At 42.2% G+C, this 20,918-nt stretch carries 13 protein-coding genes and 1 tRNA gene; 5 read left to right on the forward strand and 9 right to left on the reverse strand.

From position 1 onward, the window contains the following. Positions 1 to 75: 75 nt before the first annotated feature. Positions 76 to 3,021 (reverse strand): outer membrane beta-barrel protein, encoded by a 2,946-nt coding sequence (locus AC1DYB_RS07435; protein ID WP_477433673.1) that lies wholly within the window; start codon positions 3,019 to 3,021, stop codon positions 76 to 78. Positions 3,022 to 3,239: 218 nt separating this feature from the next. Next, positions 3,240 to 4,064, reverse strand: coding sequence for a collagen-like triple helix repeat-containing protein (locus AC1DYB_RS07440; protein WP_477433675.1), 825 nt, complete (start codon positions 4,062 to 4,064; stop codon positions 3,240 to 3,242). Positions 4,065 to 4,281: 217 nt separating this feature from the next. Here AC1DYB_RS07440 and AC1DYB_RS07445 point away from each other — a divergent pair, with 217 nt between their 5' ends. Continuing rightward, on the forward strand, positions 4,282 to 4,554 hold the full coding sequence (locus AC1DYB_RS07445) for a hypothetical protein (protein WP_477433677.1): 273 nt from the start codon (positions 4,282 to 4,284) through the stop codon (positions 4,552 to 4,554). A gap of 234 nt (positions 4,555 to 4,788) precedes the next feature. Here AC1DYB_RS07445 and AC1DYB_RS07450 read toward each other — a convergent pair whose 3' ends face one another. Next, positions 4,789 to 7,434, reverse strand: a complete 2,646-nt coding sequence (locus tag AC1DYB_RS07450; RefSeq protein WP_477433679.1) for a zinc-dependent metalloprotease — start codon at positions 7,432 to 7,434, stop codon at positions 4,789 to 4,791. An 88-nt stretch (positions 7,435 to 7,522) separates the two neighbouring features. Next, entirely contained in the window at positions 7,523 to 8,764 is a 1,242-nt protein-coding gene (locus AC1DYB_RS07455) for an aspartyl protease family protein (protein ID WP_477433681.1), read from the reverse strand. A 58-nt stretch (positions 8,765 to 8,822) separates the two neighbouring features. On the opposite strand from AC1DYB_RS07455, the gene AC1DYB_RS07460 reads away from it, so the two are divergent. Continuing rightward, on the forward strand, positions 8,823 to 10,148 hold the full coding sequence (locus tag AC1DYB_RS07460; protein ID WP_477433683.1) for a D-alanyl-D-alanine carboxypeptidase: 1,326 nt from the start codon (positions 8,823 to 8,825) through the stop codon (positions 10,146 to 10,148). Between the two features lie 68 nt (positions 10,149 to 10,216). Here the strand turns inward: AC1DYB_RS07460 and AC1DYB_RS07465 are convergent, their stop codons facing one another. Next, positions 10,217 to 10,783: a hypothetical protein gene (locus tag AC1DYB_RS07465; RefSeq protein WP_295721952.1), complete on the reverse strand. Its 567-nt coding sequence runs from the start codon at positions 10,781 to 10,783 to the stop codon at positions 10,217 to 10,219. Positions 10,784 to 10,879: 96 nt separating this feature from the next. Then, positions 10,880 to 11,692 (reverse strand): N-acetylmuramic acid 6-phosphate etherase, encoded by an 813-nt coding sequence (murQ, locus tag AC1DYB_RS07470; protein WP_477391176.1) that lies wholly within the window; start codon positions 11,690 to 11,692, stop codon positions 10,880 to 10,882. A 100-nt stretch (positions 11,693 to 11,792) separates the two neighbouring features. On the opposite strand from murQ, the gene AC1DYB_RS07475 reads away from it, so the two are divergent. After that, the gene (locus AC1DYB_RS07475) at positions 11,793 to 13,376 is read left to right on the forward strand and encodes a S41 family peptidase (protein WP_477433685.1); all 1,584 of its coding nucleotides are present in this window, start codon (positions 11,793 to 11,795) and stop codon (positions 13,374 to 13,376) included. A gap of 193 nt (positions 13,377 to 13,569) precedes the next feature. On the opposite strand, the gene der is transcribed toward AC1DYB_RS07475, so the two are convergent. Both der and era read right to left on the reverse strand, forming a co-directional pair. Beyond that, positions 13,570 to 14,871, reverse strand: coding sequence for a ribosome biogenesis GTPase Der (gene der, locus AC1DYB_RS07480; protein ID WP_295721958.1), 1,302 nt, complete (start codon positions 14,869 to 14,871; stop codon positions 13,570 to 13,572). Between the two features lie 148 nt (positions 14,872 to 15,019). Further along, complete coding sequence (gene era, locus AC1DYB_RS07485) at positions 15,020 to 15,895, reverse strand: GTPase Era (RefSeq protein WP_295721960.1); 876 nt, start codon at positions 15,893 to 15,895, stop codon at positions 15,020 to 15,022. A gap of 144 nt (positions 15,896 to 16,039) precedes the next feature. Here era and AC1DYB_RS07490 point away from each other — a divergent pair. Continuing rightward, positions 16,040 to 16,112, forward strand: a tRNA-Met gene (locus AC1DYB_RS07490). Positions 16,113 to 16,166: 54 nt separating this feature from the next. Here AC1DYB_RS07490 and AC1DYB_RS07495 read toward each other — a convergent pair. Then, positions 16,167 to 16,730, reverse strand: a complete 564-nt coding sequence (locus AC1DYB_RS07495) for a dihydrofolate reductase family protein (RefSeq protein ID WP_477433687.1) — start codon at positions 16,728 to 16,730, stop codon at positions 16,167 to 16,169. Positions 16,731 to 17,129: 399 nt separating this feature from the next. Here AC1DYB_RS07495 and AC1DYB_RS07500 point away from each other — a divergent pair, with 399 nt between their 5' ends. Further along, on the forward strand, positions 17,130 to 20,822 hold the full coding sequence (locus tag AC1DYB_RS07500; RefSeq protein WP_477433689.1) for an MBG domain-containing protein: 3,693 nt from the start codon (positions 17,130 to 17,132) through the stop codon (positions 20,820 to 20,822). Positions 20,823 to 20,918: the final 96 nt, after the last annotated feature.

The raw sequence follows: 20,918 nt of genomic DNA on the forward strand, positions 1-20,918 counted from the left end.
ATAAAAACCCAAAAGGCAAGAGAATAAGAAAGCAAAAGCCCCCCGTTTATAATAAAACGAGGGGCTTTTGCTTTCTTATTGTGGTCCGCCTGGACCACCACCACCTGGACCGCCGCCGCCTGGGCCACCACCGCCCGGACCACCACGTTCACCACGCGGCCTTTCACCCCGAATATCTTGTGTTGGTGCCTTGCCGGCAAATTTTTGCAGGCGCAGGGTAAAGGTTAACAGGTAATAACGCGCAAGCCTGTTAACACTTGATTGTGTAATTGAGCTGGCAGTTGTTGTTGATGAATAACCAGTATTTTGATTAAATAAATCGAACCCGGAAAGACGGACAGTCGCTACCTTGTTTTTCAGGAAACGACGCTCCACATACAGGTTTAAAATATTAGGATTAGTTATCTTAATGGTAGATGCATAGCCGTAGTTAGTTGCCTTGGTATAATCATAGCTAAATACCCAATCGCCAAAATAGTTTTTACCGTTAAGGCCGATATTCCAGGTTCTGATATTCGAGATGCCATCGTTAAAATCATTTTTTACAGAGTTGGTAGTTCTGTTTACAGCGTAATTGGTTAAAATTTGTGCATCAATTATATTAGGCAGATCAACCCTGAAACGTACTTCGGGAGTAAGGACCAGGTTTTTAGCCAGGTTTTTTTGTTGTGCTGCTGCAATTTCTTCCGGGGTGGCCAAAAGCGGATCCGTGATAACGCTGTGGCTTAAATCTGTTAAATACCCCACATTATTATTGTATTGTGCGGTACCATTAAAAGTGAGTGAGTATTTGCGCTCTGCCCATGGCTTAGAATAGGTCAAACGTCCGGTTAAATTATAAAAACCATCGGCGTTTAAATATTGTGTAAAGATCCTGTTTGATGTAGCGGAAGTAATAGTATTAGTTACTACCTGGTTCTGGATTTTCTGGAAAGTAAAATTCGCGAAGAATACATTACCGGTTGCAAAACTAAAGTTATTATACCTGATGGATACATTGTTCGTAAACGCTGGTTTCAGCTCTGGATTACCTTCAACCGGATATGTTGCGTTTGAATAATCTATTACCGGCTGCAACTGGTTAAAGCTTGGCGCCGCGTTTGAGCCGTTATAATTAATGCTGAATGTTTTGCTTCGCGAGAAATTGTAAATAAAGCGGGCAGTAGGAATAATATTAAAAGTTGATTTATGAGTTGGATCTGCTTTTGGCGATTCGCCGTCTAAAACAGAAGGCTGCACACCCAAACCCAATGTGTAATTATACTTACTTTCGATAAAACGGTAGTTTAAACCTACTTTGTTTGTCGTAAAGGTATAGTCGAACCTATTGCTTAACAGATCGTATTGGTTCATGGTACCGGCATTGCTCAAAGTATCTGTTTCTTTATTATTGGTTGTAACCGAATGGTTAAAAGCATAATTAAGCTCCAGGTATGATCTTTTACCCAACGGCTCCAGGTACGATAAGTTTACACCATAGCTGTTGGTACGGCTGTAGGTATTAATTGTTTGGTTATCCGGAACCCGTGGTTCATCCGCAGTGTAAACCGTATAATTATAAATAGGGTTTTGATACGACCAGCTTGGAGCCGAACTTGCTGACGCGAAAATACTCAGGTTGCGGCGGTGTTTAAATTTATGGTTAAACAATGCCGTAATGCCATAGTTTGGGGCCTGCGAATCGCCATTGGTAGTGGAAGTATATGCAGATGTTACGCCCGACTGACGGCTAAGGCTTACAGCATCAGATTCATTAGTATTTGTTCCTCCGTAAGAGAATGTGGGTGTTACCTTTAAGTAATTTACCGTATCCGGCTTATACTCCATGTTCCAGTTAAAACGGTGGTTGATGTTTTCATCTTTTTCAAGGCTGTTTTGATGCTGCTGACTTGGATTTGCCGATGATGTATTTTGCTGCAGAATATTGTTGATGGTTGTTGTAGTGTTATCTGCAAAGCTGTAGCTTCCATACACGCCAAGCTTTTTACCCCATTGGTCACGAAAATTTACGCCGATTGATTTGGCATCAGTGATTCCGTTTTGAGCTGTGATCAGGCTACCGCCGCCGCCACCACCACGGCCTGCGTTACCACGACCGCCGCCGCCGCCAAAGCCACCACCGCCGCCACCACCAACGGTACCGAAAGAAAATGTATTAACATTGGTATTGTTTAAGCTTCCCTGAACAGCAATTTGCTGATCGCCATGAAAATTAAAAATGTTTAATGATCCAATATAGCGGTTTTTATTAGCTACCCCGTCAGATTGAGGCAAGGCATCCCGACCTTCGCCTACTGTACCCTGTGCGGTATAACCATAGTTTTTATCCTTCCTGATAGTAATATTCATCACCTTGGTAGGATCGCCGGTTTTAATGCCGGTTAAGTTTGCCTGGTCGCCATAATCATCAATCATCTGAATATTTTCGATGATATCGGCAGGCAGGTTTTTAGTAGCGCTTTGCACATCGCCTCCCATGTAATCTTTACCGTTTATACGCACTTTAGTAACCTGTTTGCCCTGAGTTGTAATATTACCGTTTACATCCACATCAACACCAGGAAGCTTTTTTATCAGATCCTCCGTTGGGGCGTTTGCGCGTACCTTATAAGCAGCAGCATTGTAAACTACGGTATCCTCCTTAAGGGTAATGGGGTTAGCGGCACCAATTATATTTACCTGGTTAAGCACATTTGTTTCTGCCTTTAAAAGAATCACCCCCAAATCAACCGGTTTGTTGTTATCATCAAGGGCAAAATGTTTTTTAACACCAGTAAAACCAATTGATGATATGGTGAGCGTAATTTTACTGCCTTTAACCCCTGGAAATGAAAATTTACCATTAGCATCGGCGATAGTAAGCGTGCTGTCGCCCGTATTACTTACCAGCTTAATACTGCTACCGGGTAACGATAGTTTTGTTGTATCGGCAATAATTCCGCTTACATCGCGGGTAGTTTGCGCATGTGCGCCAAGGGTGCTTAACAGAATAATGCTTAAAAAGAGAAAAAGGGGTTTCATGATGTATGTTTAGCTTACAAGTGTTTTCATTTGTGTTTATAGACACAAATAAGATGCAAATGTTCAACTTATATAGCGCTAATTGTTCAACAAACATACAATTGTTACATATTACGCAGCTAAAGGCCTATCAATCATATTATTGTTACATATATTAAACTAAAAAAGCCGGGCTGATGCCCGGCTTGAGGTAATTTTATAAGATCAGTTTGTAAAATTTAATTTAAATGTAGTGCAGAAGCTACGTCGTTATAGTTTTTGAAGTTAAGACCCGGATGAGTAACCTGTAAAGTAGTTACAGAACCGCCTGGTATTACCACCACCTTAAAATCATAGCCAGGTGAGTTGAAATTAGCTATCACATTAACAAATCCAACTCCTACATCAGATTGATATATGGCATTGGTAATTCTGATGAATGGTAAAGAATAAAAATTGGAAGTACCAGTTACTCTTAAATACACCAAAACAAGGCCACTGTTAACAATTGACTGAGTTATAGCCGGTACATTAAGTTTGGTTGCACTTGCCGCGCTAACGCTTTGGTTAGTTATAATATAGCTCTTAATATTTATGGAACCATCAGCTCCGGCCGGGCCCTGTGGTCCGGTAGCACCTGTTGCACCAGTGGCTCCTGTTGCGCCCGTTGCTCCATTAGCACCGGTTGCACCTCTGGGGCCCGCTGGCCCTGTAGCACCCGTTGCGCCTGTTGCACCAGTAGCGCCAGCTGGTCCCTGAGCGCCTGTTGCGCCAGTTGCTCCATTGGCTCCTGTTGCACCCGTTGCGCCGGTAGCTCCCTGCGGACCTATTGGTCCTGTTGCTCCGGTAGCACCTGTTGCACCAGTAGCTCCTGTTGGGCCTGGTATACCTGTTGTTGCTCCTTGTGGTCCCTGTGGTCCTGTAGCTCCGGTTTCGCCTTGAGGCCCCTGTGCCCCATCAGCACCTGTAGCCCCCACCGGTCCGGGTGTTTTATCTTTCTTGCAGGAATTCATACTTATAGTGCAAGCCAATAAAACAGTAAATAAAAGTCGTAGTCTTCTCATAAAAATATGATTTTAGTAGTATATAGACACGTTTTACGGATATGTGGATAATTAGTTTCACAAATTATTGACATGGATCATCTTTTTTATTAGCAGCCACACTTATAGACCTAAGGCTATCAATGTTTTATTAAACAATGTTTAACAATGCATGCAACAAAAGGGCTTAGACTTTCGTTATACTTAATAAACATTTAACCATTGAATAACATCACCCATGAACAACATCAGCAGTAATTTACATGAAAAGGTCCATCACTGGATAGATGCGATAGGTTTCAGGCTAAACGCCTCGCAAACAAATGGCAAAAATCACATTACAACCAATCACTACTTTTTTGAGACCTTCAATTTCTTTGAAAAAGAAAAAAGAGACCATCCGGAAAGTAGTAAATTCCTTTGTTTTGATGCGTATGGCGAGAAAATCAATGTAAAGTCATTGCTTGATCTGCAAATTGCTTTTTTCGAAAACATTAGCCAGCTTAAATAATATTGACCTGCTCGCTGATGTTTTGGGGCAAATAAATAAAAAAAACGCGAGGCGTTACCGTGCGCCGGATAAAGAAAAACAGGCTGATCATACATGTATGATCAGCCTGTTTTTCTTTTAAACCTATGGAGATTTCCTGAAGTATGCTATTTTGTAAAAGGGAATTCCCAAACTCTCCCTTTTACTTATGATACAGCCTCTTCTCACCCTCAAATTTTAACTATTTAATTAAAATTAGTTATCCACATTTGTTTTTGGCCAACAGTTCATGTAGCCTTTTCCAGTATTTTCGTTAATAATTTCGTCAGCATCTTTGATCCGAATTGTACCTCCGCCAGGCAGATTAACAATTGGCCGGGAAGGATTTAATGCCTCCTTTATCCTTAGCTTAAGATCGGCATAATGAGCAGCAGTTAACGCATCGCCACCTTTTGGCAAGCCACTATCAATCTTCTTCAACTCGGCGCGCACCATAGGCCTGATATCAGATAATGCCATATTAATAGGTGTTAACCCAAAAGCCGCCAAAACCTGCGTAGGGAAGCCCGGAAAGCCCCTGAAATCATCTGTTAATAAGCTCCTCAGGTTTTCAACATAACCACGTTGCAGGTTGCGTTTAAAGGCATCAGGCTTACCCCCTGTAAAAATCCCTGGCCTAAGATCATCAAACAGCTGGGCTACGGTATAAGCAGCGGCACCATTTTTGGCTTCATTATCATACATACGGGCAAGCCTTGACGGGCTAAGAACGTTTGCCAGCGCACCCACTTGCAGGCCTTTGATACGGTTGTACATAACGCCATTATCAAACTTGCTTAGTTCGGTTTTATTAATAAGCCAGTATGGGGTAGTAAATATTTGTTTATCTAAAAACTCAACCGCGTCATGTTGCAGGCTTTTGCTCACAAAATCATAAACAGGGCCTTTTTGATCGTACGTTTTAAAGTTTTCGTTCATGCCGCCAATGTTGGTGGTTACGTGGCCCATGTATCGGTAATACTGCCCTAAAACCTCATTGTACAACTCACTTACATCATCAAAGTTCTCCCCTTTTTGGAAGGTCCATTTTTCAAGATTGGGTAAAATGCGTTTTAAATTGGCAATGCCATAGGTACTGGCCTTCATTGCATTATCGCCTAAATCTTCGCTTTGCAAGCGTGGATCAATTGAAGTCCCTTGCCGGCCAAAATAATAAACAGGGTTCCCTGCTTTTTTAGTGGCCCAATCGGCTAAGATCACTTTTTCCTGATCGATAGTTTTGTTCCCCGAAAACCAGCTATAGCCCCATTTTACCGCCCACAAATCGTACTCGCCAATTTGAGGGTAAAGGTGTGTAACGCCATCGCCTGGTTGCGCAACGTAGTTAAATCGGGCGTAATCCATAATAGATGGTGCCGTACCATGCTTATCCGTAAATGATTTTGACCGCAATGAATCAACGGGGTAGGCATAGCTTGAGCCAAAGTTATGTGGCAAACCAAGCGTGTGACCAATTTCATGCGATGATACAAAACGGATCAATTCGCCCATTTGCTCATCTGTAAACTGGGGCTTGCGTGCCGCCGGATTAACGGCTGCGGTTTGTATCAGGAACCAATCGCGCAGTAAGCTCATGACATTATGATACCAACCTACATGGCTTTCCAATATCTCGCCGCTGCGCGGATCTGACACATGGGGGCCATATGCATTTTCAACATCAGACGCAAAGTAACGAACAACGCTATACCGGGCATCTTCTGTACTAAATTCAGGGTCTTGTTTTTTTGTTGGCGCCTCTTTACCTGTGATGGCATTTTTAAAACCGGCAGCTTCAAAAGCTTTGTTCCAATCGTTTATACCGGCAATAAGGTATGGCACCCATTTTTTTGGTGTCGCCGGATCAATATAATATACTATTTGTTTTTTTGGCTCAACCAGTTCGCCACGTTCATAAGCTGCCGGATCTTTGGGCTCCAGTTTCCAACGATGGATATAAGCGGTTATTGCCGATTTTTGCTTGTCGGTGCCATAATCTGTTTGGCGCTGACCAAAAAACCCAACCCTTGCATCACTGATACGGGCTTTCATAGGCGTTTTTGGCAATAATAACATAGACGTATTTAACTCAAAAGTTATTGCCCCATTGCTGTTATCGGTAGGTGATTCGCCCGACCGGTAGGTTTTTAAAGTACGGGCTTCCAAATTTATAGGGAAGCTTTTAATAGTATCGATATATGACCGCGTTGCATCAACACCAGAAATTTTATATGCTTTTTTTACATCATCCGATAAACCTATGGCTGCAATATCTCCATTATAAAAATCAGATACATCTATCAATACACCTGTAGTATCTTTATTAAAAGCCTTGATATCAAAAGACGCTAAAACAGCATCAAGGTTTGAGTTTTTAACAGACTCATACATATCTGATGTACTATCGGCCCTTATAGAAAAATTGGGCACACGAATAAAAACTTGTTTATCATGGCGCTGCCATTTCCATACCTGCTCGTTCAGCTGCTCGCCGCCATATTGCTGACCAAATGTTTTTAAACCTGTAGGTGTTTTTATATAGCGGGTAACCACCAGCATTTCCCGGTTTAATAATGAATCCGGAATTTCAAAGTAGTACTTGCCATCAACTTTATAAGTATTGAAAAGACCGCTATCGGCTTTGACTTTACCGGTAATTAAGTCACTGAATTTTTTAATTCCCTCTTTTTTAGGAGTACTGCCAGTGGTTGCCGTAGCGGTAGTGCCGCCGGGGCCAGTGGTGGTTTTAAGCGTTAAACTTTGGTTTGCTGTTTGTTTTTTAGTGGAGCAGGAGGCAGCTAAAATAGCTAACATTAACGCGGCGCCACGCATATATTGGCCAGCCAGGGAGGTTCTTTTCATTTAAATGATATAGTTTAAACGTAAACTTATGCAAAAGTTTGCCCTTTTTAATAACGGTAAAGAGTTAATTACACAAAATGGTAGAAATTTAGATGCGCCTTTTTAAGGTTAACACAACTTTATCGAGTTTTTTATCATGGTAAACATCAAGCAACAGGCTCCTGTCGTTTCTTGATTTAAACAGGTCATCAATTTCCTCGAGGCTCATTTTTGATACCGGCTTAAAGTTTATAGCAACTATCTCGTCATCTTTTTCAAGCCCGATCTCGTCACCCGCAGAGCCAGGTTCAACGCGGTTTATAATTATCCGCTCCAGATTTTTGCCTGCCGCGTAATATTCAATGCCGCTCATATCATGTTCAAAGGACTCTTTAAAATTATTGTTGGGCTTTAAATACATCGCATTACCGGAATAATCAAATATAACCGAGAACCGCTTAAGCACACCAATACCCAGGTTACCATCCCGGGGTATCGAAAGATGGGTTTGATCAGCATCAGGGAAAGAGGATATGATGCCCTTAATTTTAAACTTGCCTATTTCAAGGGCATCCAAACGGGCTATGTAGCCATTAATCGGTCCGTTTAAGCCAATGCCGAGGTTAGCCGAAGCGATGAACTTTTGAGGAAGTCCGTATAGGGGAATGATCTTTTCTAACGATATCGGGTGGCCGGCACCAAGATCAATAACCAGTTTGCTATTAATTTCCTTTCCGTTCTGTAGTATAACTTTCCCGGTTACGTAGGGCTTCCTGTCTTCAACCGTGATAGGTATTAGCGTGCCTTTCCTGAAAACTTTGAGATCTTTAGGCCTGCAAACCGTAACGGTGCTATCCTGAAAATTAATTTTAACGGCCAGGTTGTTAAAAAACTCGTAACCTATGAGGCCGTGTATGGGCATCCCGGCATAGCCAGACAGGCTAAAAAGGTCTTTTTTTAATATGGCCGCGGCTACATCATAACTCACTAAACCGGGTATTTGAATATCTAATGCCGAGGTAACATAAGCTTCGGCATCGGCACCTTCGCCAAGGCCGGGAATTTTTAAGGTACGTTTGTTGGGGATACTGATAGAATCAGCTAATTTGGGGTCGGTAATGATCATAAGGCCGACGCCTGTATCTAATATAAAGTTAAATGGTCCTTTATTATTGATATTCAACTTTATCACCAAAAGGTTACGCACCAATTTAAAGGGGATAGTTACTTTTTTTTTACGCGCATCAAGATCAAAATATTGTGCACAGGCTGTTGTGAAACAAAATGCAAATAAACACATTAGCCACAGTGCCCTGAAATACTTTAATTTATGAAATAGCGTAGGTAACAATTTGGTATAGTTGGTATATTAAATTTACAACATTAATTGGTTATATAAATATTTATTTATGCGAAGCACAACATTTACATTTCTGCTAATTATTGGGGGCTTATTATTGGGTAGTGATATTGTTTATGGCAGAACTATTAAAAAACGAAAGATAAAAAAACAGTTCAGACATTCGCAGATAGTTAATGACCATTTCACCGGGTTTGCTTTGTATGATATGGATGAAAAAAAGATGGTATTTGAGTTAAACTCCGACAAATATTTCACTCCTGCATCAAATACTAAATTGTTTACTTTTTATACCTGCCTTAAAATGCTGGGCGATTCGATACCGGCCCTAAAATACGAGGTTCATCATGATTCGCTTGTTTTTTGGGGAACCGGGGATCCCTCGTTCCTGCACAGCGATCTGAAAGGTGTTAACGGCTTTAAGTTTTTACAGAAAAGCAGTAAGAAACTATACTATTCAACAACAGGCTACACCGGCGACTTTTTTGGACCAGGATGGGGATGGGATGATTATAATGATGATTACCAGGTAGAAATTAACGCTTTACCTATTGAAGATAATGAAGCCCTGCTATATGCCGATCATGATGGAAACATGCAGGTGAAACCCAACTATTTTAAAAGATATCTTACCCGCGATGCAGATTATCCTGCAGGTATATTTAAAGTTAAGCGCGATTTTTTAAGTAATAATTTTGTTTATCCGGATAGGATAATACCACCAACTTTTAAGCAGCAGGTGCCGTGGAAAACAAGTGATATATTAACCCGGGCGTTATTGGAGGACACATTAAAAAAAGCCGTTTATACGGTAAAGTTGCCGGTAAGCAGCAATGCAAAAACTATTTATAATACCAATGCCGATTCCGTTTACCGGCGCATGTTGCTACCCAGTGATAATTTTATCGCCGAACAATTGTTGCTGGTTTGCTCATCGGTAAAGTTTAATATGCTCAACAGGGATTCTGTTATCAATTATGCCAAGGCTAATTTTTTAAAAGATTTACCAGATGAACCTCAATGGGTTGATGGATCGGGCCTTTCACGCTATAACCTGTTTACTCCCCGCAGTGTTGTAAAACTGCTTTGTAAAATTGATGATGAAATAAAAAGCGATTCGCTTTTACATAGCCTGATGCCTGCGGGTGGATTAACCGGAACTATAAAAAGAGCCTATAAAACGGATAATGGGCAGGCTTTTATATGGGCAAAAACAGGCTCATTATCCAACAATCATAATCAAAGCGGTTACCTGGTTACCCGTAAAGGCAAGAGGCTGGCCTTCGCCTTCATGAATAACAACTTTACCCGCCCATCAAAAGAGATCAGGGAGGAGATGGTTAGGATCATGACTTATATACACGAGGAGTTTTAGACCCCGCTAAATCTCCCCCGGTAAGGGAGACTTTTAAAACCCTCACTTCCGGGGAGGGTTGAACTATTTTAATTCAGCCTTTTTACCATTTGTTCCTCAACCTTTTTAAATACCTGGATGGGTTTTAAGCTGCGCCAGGCAAGATCGTCAAGCTGGCCGCCGAAGTTGATGTAATAGTCGATATTGTTGCGCTTAAATTCGTCAATCACGTGTTCGCGGAAATTGATGCCGGCTATCCAGCCATCTTCAACATCCTGAAACCATTCCTCATAATAGCAATCATCAGAGGAGTGAAAGTTCAATATATTTTCACCGATCAGAATAAAGCGACTGATGCCATTATCTATCATCAGCTCCAGGATCTCGCGCTTAAGCAACATGATATCATTGTTAATCGCATCGTTCCATTCGCCAATAAATTCTATAATGGTATACCCCTTTTCATAGTCGGCAAATAGCACTTTCATATAAAGGGTGTTTGAGCCGAATGAATCCCATTGGGGGTGGAGCAGGTAATTGTATACCTGCTTATCAAATTCAAACTCACTGTATTCTGTTGCATAAAAAGGAGAATACTCATCTTCAGATGCAATGTAATCATCTCTCCAGCGGTAATATGGTTCTATCTCGTGCATTCTCTTTCCATTTTTTGTCTGAACCCGAATTCTCAGAATTTAAGAATTAGCAGAATCAAGTTCAAAACATTTTCAAATCTTCAAATCACCAAATTTTCAAATAGTGGTATTATAATTATCAACCGCAGCCCTTACGCTGCCGTATTTTTTTAAAAGTGTTTCAGCATCTGCTTGGTTTAGTGCGGTTTGTTCCATCACCATGCGCGTGCCACGATTGATAAGCTTATCATTACTTAGCTGCATATCAACCATTTTATTCCCTTTTACCCGCCCCAGCTGAATCATTACACAGGTACTCAACATATTTAAAACCAGCTTTTGGGCGGTCCCTGCCTTCATTCGGGTTGATCCGGTTAAAAATTCAGGGCCGGTAACTACCTCAACAGGGTATTGGGCTACAGCAGCAACCGGGCTGCCGCTATTGCAAACTATACAGCCGGTAACAATATTATGCTTCGCTGCCATTTTCAACCCGCCAATTACATACGGCGTTGTACCCGAGGCTGCAATGCCAACCAATACATCTTTATCATTTATGTTAAATTCCAAAAGATCTTTCCACGCTTGTTCAGTGTTGTCTTCCGCAAACTCAACGGCTTTGCGAATGGCAAAATCGCCACCGGCAATAATACCCACCACCATATCAAACGGAACACCAAACGTTGGAGGACACTCCGATGCATCAACAACGCCTAACCTGCCACTGGTACCTGCACCAATATAAAATAACCGGCCTCCTGCTTTCATCCGCGATGCCGTTATAGTAGCCAGGGCTTCAATTTGCGGCAAAGCTTTAGCAACTGCCTGCGGCACAGTTTGATCTTCCCGGTTTATGTTTTCAAGGATTTCTTTTACTGATTGAAGCTCCAGATTATTATAATTCGATTCCCTTTCGGTGGTGGTTTCCATTATTATTAAATAATTTATAACAAAATTCGGTAAAAAACATCAAATGCAAGGCTGCTGATAAAAATTATTGGTTTAGCATTGACTAACTTTGTTATCGGATATGAAAAAAACTGCGGGTGTAATTTTCAGGACACTGATCCTGTTGCTGGTGGGTGTTACTTTTGGGTTGTGGATAAGTAGGAATAATACCGACCGTGGCCTTGGCTTTTCATTTTCTGGCAGCGATAAGCTTTCGCAGGTTTTAAACCTGGTGGGGCAAAATTATGTTGATAGTGTTAATGTTGATAGCATTGAAGGTGCATCCATTAATGAACTGCTTCAAAACCTGGACCCGCATTCCCTTTACTTACCTCCGCAACAGGCACAAAGTATTAATGAACGTTTAGAAGGGGGTTTTAACGGCATAGGTATAGAATACCAGTTGCTGCGCGATACACTGATCATTACGCAGGTGTACGCAGGCGGGCCGGCTGCCAAGGCTGGTTTACTGGCAGGCAGCAAAGTGATTAATGTGGACCATAAAAAATTCTCGGGCACAAAACTTACTGCCGATAGAGTTAACAACGCTTTCAGGGGCCAAAAGGATGCCACCTTAGTTATGGACGTTGCCAACGCAAATGGCACTGGTACAATACCCTATGTAATGAAGCGCAGCCGGGTTGACGTCAGCAGTGTAAATGCGGCTTATATGGCCAATGCAAATACAGGCTATATCAAGATCAGTAAATTTGCTGCCACTACAGATGTTGATTTCCGTACCGCACTTAATAAACTTAAGACTAATGGCATGAGCAAGTTGGTGCTTGATCTGCGTGGAAACGGCGGTGGCTATTTAAGCGCTGCTACATCAATGGCCGATGAGTTTTTAGGCAAAGGTAAATTGATCGTGTACACCAAGGGAATCCACGAACCCAGAACAGATTACTTTGCTACCGATTCCGGCGCTTTTCAGCAAGGCAAGGTTACTTTATTAATAGATGAATACTCGGCATCGGCAAGTGAAATACTGGCAGGCGCGTTACAGGATTTGGATAGGGCAACTATTGTGGGTCGCAGATCCTTTGGTAAGGGACTGGTACAGCAGCAGTTTCCGTTTGGCGATGGCTCGGCGGTTAATTTAACTGTGGCTCGTTATTATACCCCATCCGGCAGATCGATACAAAAATCATACAAGGGTGGATTGAGTAGCTACCGTAACGAGCTGGCTCAACGCATGAGAAAAGGGGAGCTATTTTCTGAACAAAGTAATTTAAACGACACCGTTTTTAAAGGATCATCATACCATACCACAGGTGGACGTAAGGTTTATAGCGGCGGCGGTATTATGCCCGATGTCTTTGTACCTGCTGATACCACACAAAACACACAGGTACTACAAAACTTAAGCGAGTTGCAACTATTTTCGGCCTATGTGATAGACAGGATGCTGCCTTTGCTTAATAAATACTCAACCGGTGATGACTTTATAAAACATTATTCGGTAAGCGATGATGAGTTTAATAATTTTATCATCTACGCGTCTCAAACACTTAAAGAGATGGACTCGCGCGAGCTGCGCTTATCAAAAGATTACATCAAAAGCATTTTAAAAGCCAGTGCCGTGAGGTTTAAATGGGGCGACAATGCTTTCCACGAAGTGCTGAACGGAAATGACGTGGCGTATAAAAAGGCCCTGGAGCAGTAGGGGCGCACCGATGTGCAGATTTCAGATGTGCAGATGTGCAGATTTTAAATATCCGAATTTTCAGATGTACAAAACTCTCTAAAACACGATAAGCAGATTAGTAAGACTTTCTGAAAAATCCTACCAATCTGCTTATCCAAAGAGTTTACGTTCAGACATCATCTGCACATCTGAAATCTGCACATCTAAATCCTTATTTCTGCCTAAACCATACCTGTATTGGGGCACCGCTAAACTCAAAGTTCTCTCTCAGTTTATTTTCAATAAAGCGGTAGTAAGGCTCCTTAACGTATTGCGGCAAATTACAGAAGAACGCAAACATTGGTGATGTTCCGGCAATTTGGGTAATGTATTTAATTTTAACGTATTTGCCTTTGATAGATGGCGGCGGATAGTTTTCGATGATCGGAAGCATTATCTCATTCAGTTTTGAGGTAGCTATTTTGCGCGCCCTGTTTTGGTAAACCTGGTTGGCTACATCAATCACTTTTAACACACGTTGTTTTTCGGTAACCGAAGTAAATACGATTGGAACATCAGTAAATGGCGCTATCTTTTCGCGGATCATCTCTTCAAAAACCTTAACGGTTTTGTTGTTCTTCTCAATCAAATCCCATTTGTTCACCACAATCATGACGCCTTTTTTATTCTTCTCGGCCAAGTGGAAAATGTTGATATCCTGCGATTCGATACCCTCAACGGCATCAATCATCAAAATGATTACGTCGGCCTCCTCAAGCGCTTTTATGGTACGCATTACTGAGTAAAACTCAATGTTTTCTTTTACCTTGGTTTTTTTACGCATCCCAGCCGTGTCAATCAGCATAAAATCATGACCGTACTGGTTGTAATGGATGTGGATAGAATCGCGGGTGGTACCTGCAATAGGGGTAACAATGTTACGTTCTTTACCAATAAGTGAGTTAATGATAGATGATTTACCAACATTTGGCCTGCCTACAATGGCATATTTGGGGCGGGTGTTTTCTTCCAGTACCTCATCATCAAATTCCTTAACAACTTCGTCAAGCAATTCGCCCGTGCCAGAGCCTGTCATGGATGAGATGCTATAAATCTCGCCCAAGCCTAAACTGTAAAATTCTGTAGCATCAGCAAGCAGCGCGTTGTTATCCAACTTATTAACTACCACAAAAACCGGCTTTTTGCTTTTGCGCAGCATGGTAGCAATTTCATCATCCAGATCGGTAATACCGGTGGTAACATCAACCATAAACAAAATCACAGATGCCTCTTCAATGGCTATCTCTACCTGTTCGCGGATGGCTGCTTCGAATACATCGGCAGAGTTTGCCACATAACCCCCGGTATCAATAACGGTAAATTGATGATCGGTCCACTCAGAAACACCATAGTGTCTGTCGCGGGTTACACCGCTAAAATCATCAACAATGGCTTTGCGGGTTTCTGTTAAACGGTTATATAAAGTTGATTTGCCTACGTTAGGGCGGCCAACTATGGCTACTATGTTACTCATGCTTTTAAATTAGAGTCAAGAATCAAGAACCAAGAGTCAAGATTTATGCAAATCTATCTATCTTAAATTTCCCGTTCTATATATTAAATGAAATTTTATTAAAGAGTCAAGCCATATCTTGATTCCTGACTCTTGATTCTAAGGTCTGTTACTCGTACCCGAATTTTTTAAGGTAATTTTTTTTGCTGCGCCAGTCTGGTATCACTTTTACAAACATCTCCAGGAAAACTTTCTTTTGAAAAAACTCTTCCATATCGCGGCGGGCATAGGTGCCTACTATTTTAAGCATGCTGCCAGCCTGGCCAATAATGATATTTTTTTGCGAATCCCGCTCCACAATAATTTCTGCACTGATGCGGTGGATGGTTTCACCCTCAACAAATGCAGTCACAATTACTTCGGCACTATAAGGGATCTCCTTTTTGTATTGTTTAAGCAACTGGGCGCGGATCATTTCCGAAGCGAAAAAACGGTCATTCCTGTCAGTTAGCTGGTCTTTTTCGTAATAAGCCGGATGCTCGGGCAAATTCCCGATCACGAAATCCATAATGGCTTTAATATTGTGTCCCTTTAATGCCGATATAGCAAAAATGGCTTTGGGGTTTAGCTTTTCCTGCCAAAACTCAATTTTCTTTTTTACCGTTTCCTCGTCGCTTTGGTCAATCTTGTTGATCAGTACCGCGATAGGAGCCAAAGAACCTTCCAGTTTTTTAAGCACATCGGTCTCATCAAACTCTTCGTAGATATCTGTAACCAGCAAAATAAGATCGGCATCAACGATGGAGCCGTCTACCTGGTGCATCATGCTTTCGTGCAAAGCATAGTGTGGTTTGATAACTCCGGGCGTATCAGAAAAAACTATCTGATAGTTCTCGTCGTTAACAATTCCTAAAATACGGTGCCTGGTAGTTTGCGCCTTAGGGGTAATGATTGACATTTTTTCGCCAACGAGGGCGTTCATAAGGGTTGATTTCCCTGCATTGGGCTTACCAATTATACTTACAAAACCTGCCTGGTGACTCATATAAAAATAATTAAAAATATATTTGGACTGCAAAGAAACGAATTATATCTTTGCAGTCCAATTAAAACGGAGTGCAAATTGCATTTTCATAATTGGAAAAAGCTTTTCGAAGTTATGCCGAAAAGCAATAAACAACAAAAATAGTGCGGGATGGAGCAGTTGGTAGCTCGTCGGGCTCATAACCCGAAGGTCGTAGGTTCGAGTCCTGCTCCCGCTACCTCAAGTAAATAAAAGCCTTTCAGAGAAATCTGAGAGGCTTTTACTTTAACAACTATTTCCTTATTTCATAGTGCAACTCCACTATCCCGTTTTTGTAAGCCGTCACGTTTTTCACGTGCAACATTTGCTCTTGCCCAATATGATCAAAAAACAGTTTTCCTTCACCTAAAATAATGGGGATGATTGATACCCTTATTTCGTCTGTCAACTTTAAACGAATCAGATCTTTGGCAAGTACAGCTCCCCCTGCCATCCAAACATGCTGATAGTTCGGTTTTAGTCGTTCATTCACAAGTTTATGCAGGTCCCCCGAATAAAACTCAACATTATGTCCGTCAACTGGCAAATCTCTGTGCGTTAATACAATAACCGGAACCTCCCCATAAACCCACCCGTAAGATTTTGAAAGCTTTAGTGCGTGCTCATAGGTATGGGAACCTATCAAATAACAATCTATCGATTTCAGAAACGCCGCAGTATCCTGTTCAGTCAGCGTAACTCCTTTTTCATAGTTGTCAACGGTTTCAAACCAAGAAATGCTATTGTCTTTTTTCGCAATAAATCCGTCAAGGCTTGAAACCATGTGGATGGTTAATTTGAAATCGTCTTTTCCCATTGTGGTAAGCATTGTTAAAGTTGTGCCGATGCCAAAGCAATATAAATAAAAAACGAGCCACACCAGGATTAAATCTATATTTTGCTTGGTTGCCGATTAGACAGCCATTAGTAAAACAGCCCTCTGTAAATTAAAATAACAGCAGACGGCACAATAAATGGTTCGATTTTAGTAATTCCCCGACTGCGCACCAAACTCAACCTTTAATAAATAATTTCTTTGGCTTGCTCGTATTCCTTGTATAAACGGACCAGTTATTACAGTAACGGGGCGCACAAGCTTCTTGTTTTCCTTTCACTCATGAAAGAGAAAACAGCCTTTAAATTCAATTGAAAATCTCACGATAGTGAAAAAAATAAACCATTATCTTCACTGCTTTAAAAATGTTCGGCCTAAACTATGCGCAATAAATTATTGGTACTGGGTTTTATCTGCTTTTTTTGCTTAATAGCACCAGTAATATATGGGCAAACAATAACGGCAGGAACTGCAACAGGTACAATTATCGGTTGCGCCGGCTCAGCTTCTGCAAGCCCCAACCTGCAACAAATTGTTGTTACCGGTACTGGTTTATCAACAAATATTACGGCAACGGCACCTTCAAACTTCGAACTATCATTGGCGGCCTCCGGCCCTTTTGCCAATACTATTGCCTTGCCACAAAGCGGAGCCGCTGTTTATGTACGCTCTTCAGTAACGGCGCCTATAGGTAATATATCGGGTAATGTGAGTTTTTCATCGGTCGGCGCAAACACCTCCAATGCGCAGGTAAGCGCTACCATAAAAGCGCTGCCGGTAGTTAATGCTATAGCCGACCAAACCGCTGTAATTAGCGGTAATTTAACGGCTGCTGTTAAGTTTACCGGCACTTCCCCCGCCTACAAGTGGACCAACAGTAACCCCGGCATCGGCATCGGTGCCAGCGGGTCAGGCAATATCCCGTCATTTACCGCCGTCAATACTGGTACTACTCCCATAAAGGCAACCTTTACGGTTACGCCAGCGCCTGCCGGGTTTATTTTTACAGCTAACACCAACGATAACAGTGTATCTGTAATAAGCGCAGGCAATAATAGCATTATAGCTACCATCCCTGTGGGCCCTATCCCTACTTATACCCTTGCAGGTCCAGATCAAAGCAAAGCTTATGTAGGGTGCTATGGCGAAGTAGATGTTTTAAATGCGCTTAATAATACATTAATTACCAAAATTCATACAGGTGGCGTGGTGCGATTTATGCTATTAAGTAAAGACAAAACTAAGCTATACGTTTTAATAGATAATCAGGGCCTCCCGGGGGCATTTGTTGTTATAGATCTGGCAACCAACACCGTGGTTGGTACTGTAACCACTGAGCCTACTCCTATGTTTGCAGTTGTTAGTAACGATGGCACCCACGTATATATATCTACTTATGGTGTTATGGGAGGTGGGCCCACCCAATCAATTAACGTATCATCGATGCTTATTGACAATAACTTTATGGTAACTGCTTATCCCTCTGGTATTTTATTAAGCCCAGACGGCAACAAACTTTATCTATCAGATGTTGGTGAAAGTACTATAGTAGCCATCAATTTATCAAATAACGTTATCGTTAAAATACCGGTAGGCAGGTATCCGCTGCAACCATCTATAAGTCCGGATGGCAACATGCTGTATGTATGTGACATGCTTTCTAACAATGTTTCAGTAATCAATACGGCAACAAACAGCGTAATTGTTACGATACCCTCGGGTGCCTATGACAAAGGCACCGCATTGACACCTGATGGCAAATTCTTGTATGTAACCGAAAGGGCGTCACAGGAAGTAAAAGTGATCAATACAGCTACCACCAGTGTGATAGCTACTATTCCGCTTGCCGGGATTGGAATGGACAGTCCGGTAATGAGTTCAGACGGCAACACTTTATATGTATCGGATCTTTATAACGCTGTTATACACGTTATAAATACAGCCACTAACACACTCGTTACTGATATACCCACTAAGGGACCAGCCTTTATTAACAATACATCAATTAGCACCGGCAGCGGCTGCACCGGCGCACCTGTAACATTTACTATTACAGTTACGCCACCTGTTCCTGTCATCACTACTTCGGGCAGCCTTACTGCTGTTAACACCTCTTACGGAATCCCGTCTGCCTCAACAAGTTTTACCGTATCCGGCGCTAATTTATCCACGGGTATTACAGTTACGCCGCCGCCCGGTTTTGAGGCAAGTACGGATAATGTGACCTTCAGCAGTATAATTACTGTTGGAGGCGCAAATACAACTGTACCCATAGCCGTTTATATCCGCTTAGCAGCAACAACCAATGCCGGTGCGTATAGCGGCAATATTGTATTAAGCAGCAATGGTGCAGCAAGCGCCAGCGTAACTATGCCCAATAGCATTGTATCGCCTTCTATTTTGGATATCATAGGTACTTATAGTAAAATATACGGTGATGTGCTTACCGATTTTACGCTCTATTACAATACACCTAACTTTACTTTTAATTTAGTCGGATTGCGAAACGGCAATACTTTTAAATCTATCAAATTCGCTTTTGACGGCGGAGCTGCCGCTACAGACCCGGTAAATAGGTATTTAAGTTCGGTAACATTGTCTGACTTTGAAGGCGACAATGGCTTCCTTCCAGGTAACTACATTATCAACTACTTTCCTTTTGACCTGGTTGTACTGCCGGCACCTGTCACCATCACTGCCAACAATGTAAACAAGCCTTATGGCGCAGCATTGGCCGATGAGCTGACTTCAACAAATTTTACGGTAACCGGTTTGAAGAATAATGAAACAGTTGGCAATGTCAGGATAAGCTATGGATTGGGCGCACCTGCGCCATCATCTCCTGGTTTGTACACGAGTTCGGTTGTTCCATTTGGCGCTGCGGGAGGTACCTTTTTGCCTGGCAATTATGACATAAGCTATCAAGCCGGCAACCTTACTGTTAACGCGCCATCGCCACCGGTAATTACCTATCCGGGACTTCCCCTTGTGCTTCAAACAACTTATGGCACGCCTTCTTCCGTTACAAGCATTCAAGTATCGGGCGCAAATCTTGCTTCCGCCATTGCTATAACCCCGCCCGCGGGGTTTGAGATCGGCACCGATAACAGGAGTTTCGGCAATATCGTTACGCTTCTGCCTAACGCTGTAGGTACAGTGGCCGCAACAACAATTTATATCAGGCTCGCCGCAAATGCACCTGTAGGCAATTATGCTAATAATTTAACATTGGCCAACAGTGGCGCTGGCAACGTCAATATACCGCTTACAGGTACTGTTAAGCAAGCGCTGCTTACTGTTGCCGCGAAGCCGGCAATCAAAATTTATGGTACTGCACTTGTGGGAGGTGCCGGATCAACCGGGTTCACAACAACCGGCTTGCAAAACGGCGAAACTATAGGGGATGCTACCTTAACGTACGGCTATGGCTCCGCCGTGAGCGACCCGGTGGGGGTTTATAATACATCCTTAGTTCCATCTGCCGCTACCCACGGTAGTTTTAATAGCAATAACTATACTATTACTTACGTTCCTGCCTCCATCACTGTTAATCAGGCAGCACTCACCATCACGGCCGACAATTTATCAAGAGCTTTTGCCACGCCAAATCCAACACTTACAGCAACTTACACTGGCTTGGTTAATAACGAAAGCCCCGCACAACTTACCCTATTACCCATAGTTTCAACCAATGCTATACTCAACTCCCCAAGTGGGCAATATCCAATTATGGTGAGCGGAGCGTTTTCTCCAAACTATGCCATCACCTATGTACCTGGCATGTTAACTATTTACGCAGCTCCGCAAAATATCATAGTACCTAATATTTTCACCCCCAATAGCGATGGCACTAATGATTTGTGGGTTATTAAAGACCTGCAATATTACCCCAACTGTACAGTTGAAGTTTATAACCGCTATGGGCAGCAACTGTATCATTCCCGAGGCTACAACCAGCCCTGGGATGGTGCTTACAACAGTCGACCGCTACCTTTCGGCACCTATTATTACATCATCAACCTGAACGATGGCACCCCAACAAAGCTTTCGGGATATGTAGCTATTGTAAAATAGTTTTGATTTAGTCCTCCTCCTGCTACCTGAAACACAAAAAACGGCCTCGGGCTGGATATTATATAGTTCGTTCCCACGAACCTATCTTCACCCAAC

It is taken from the genome of Mucilaginibacter sp. P2_A4, assembly GCF_056405015.1.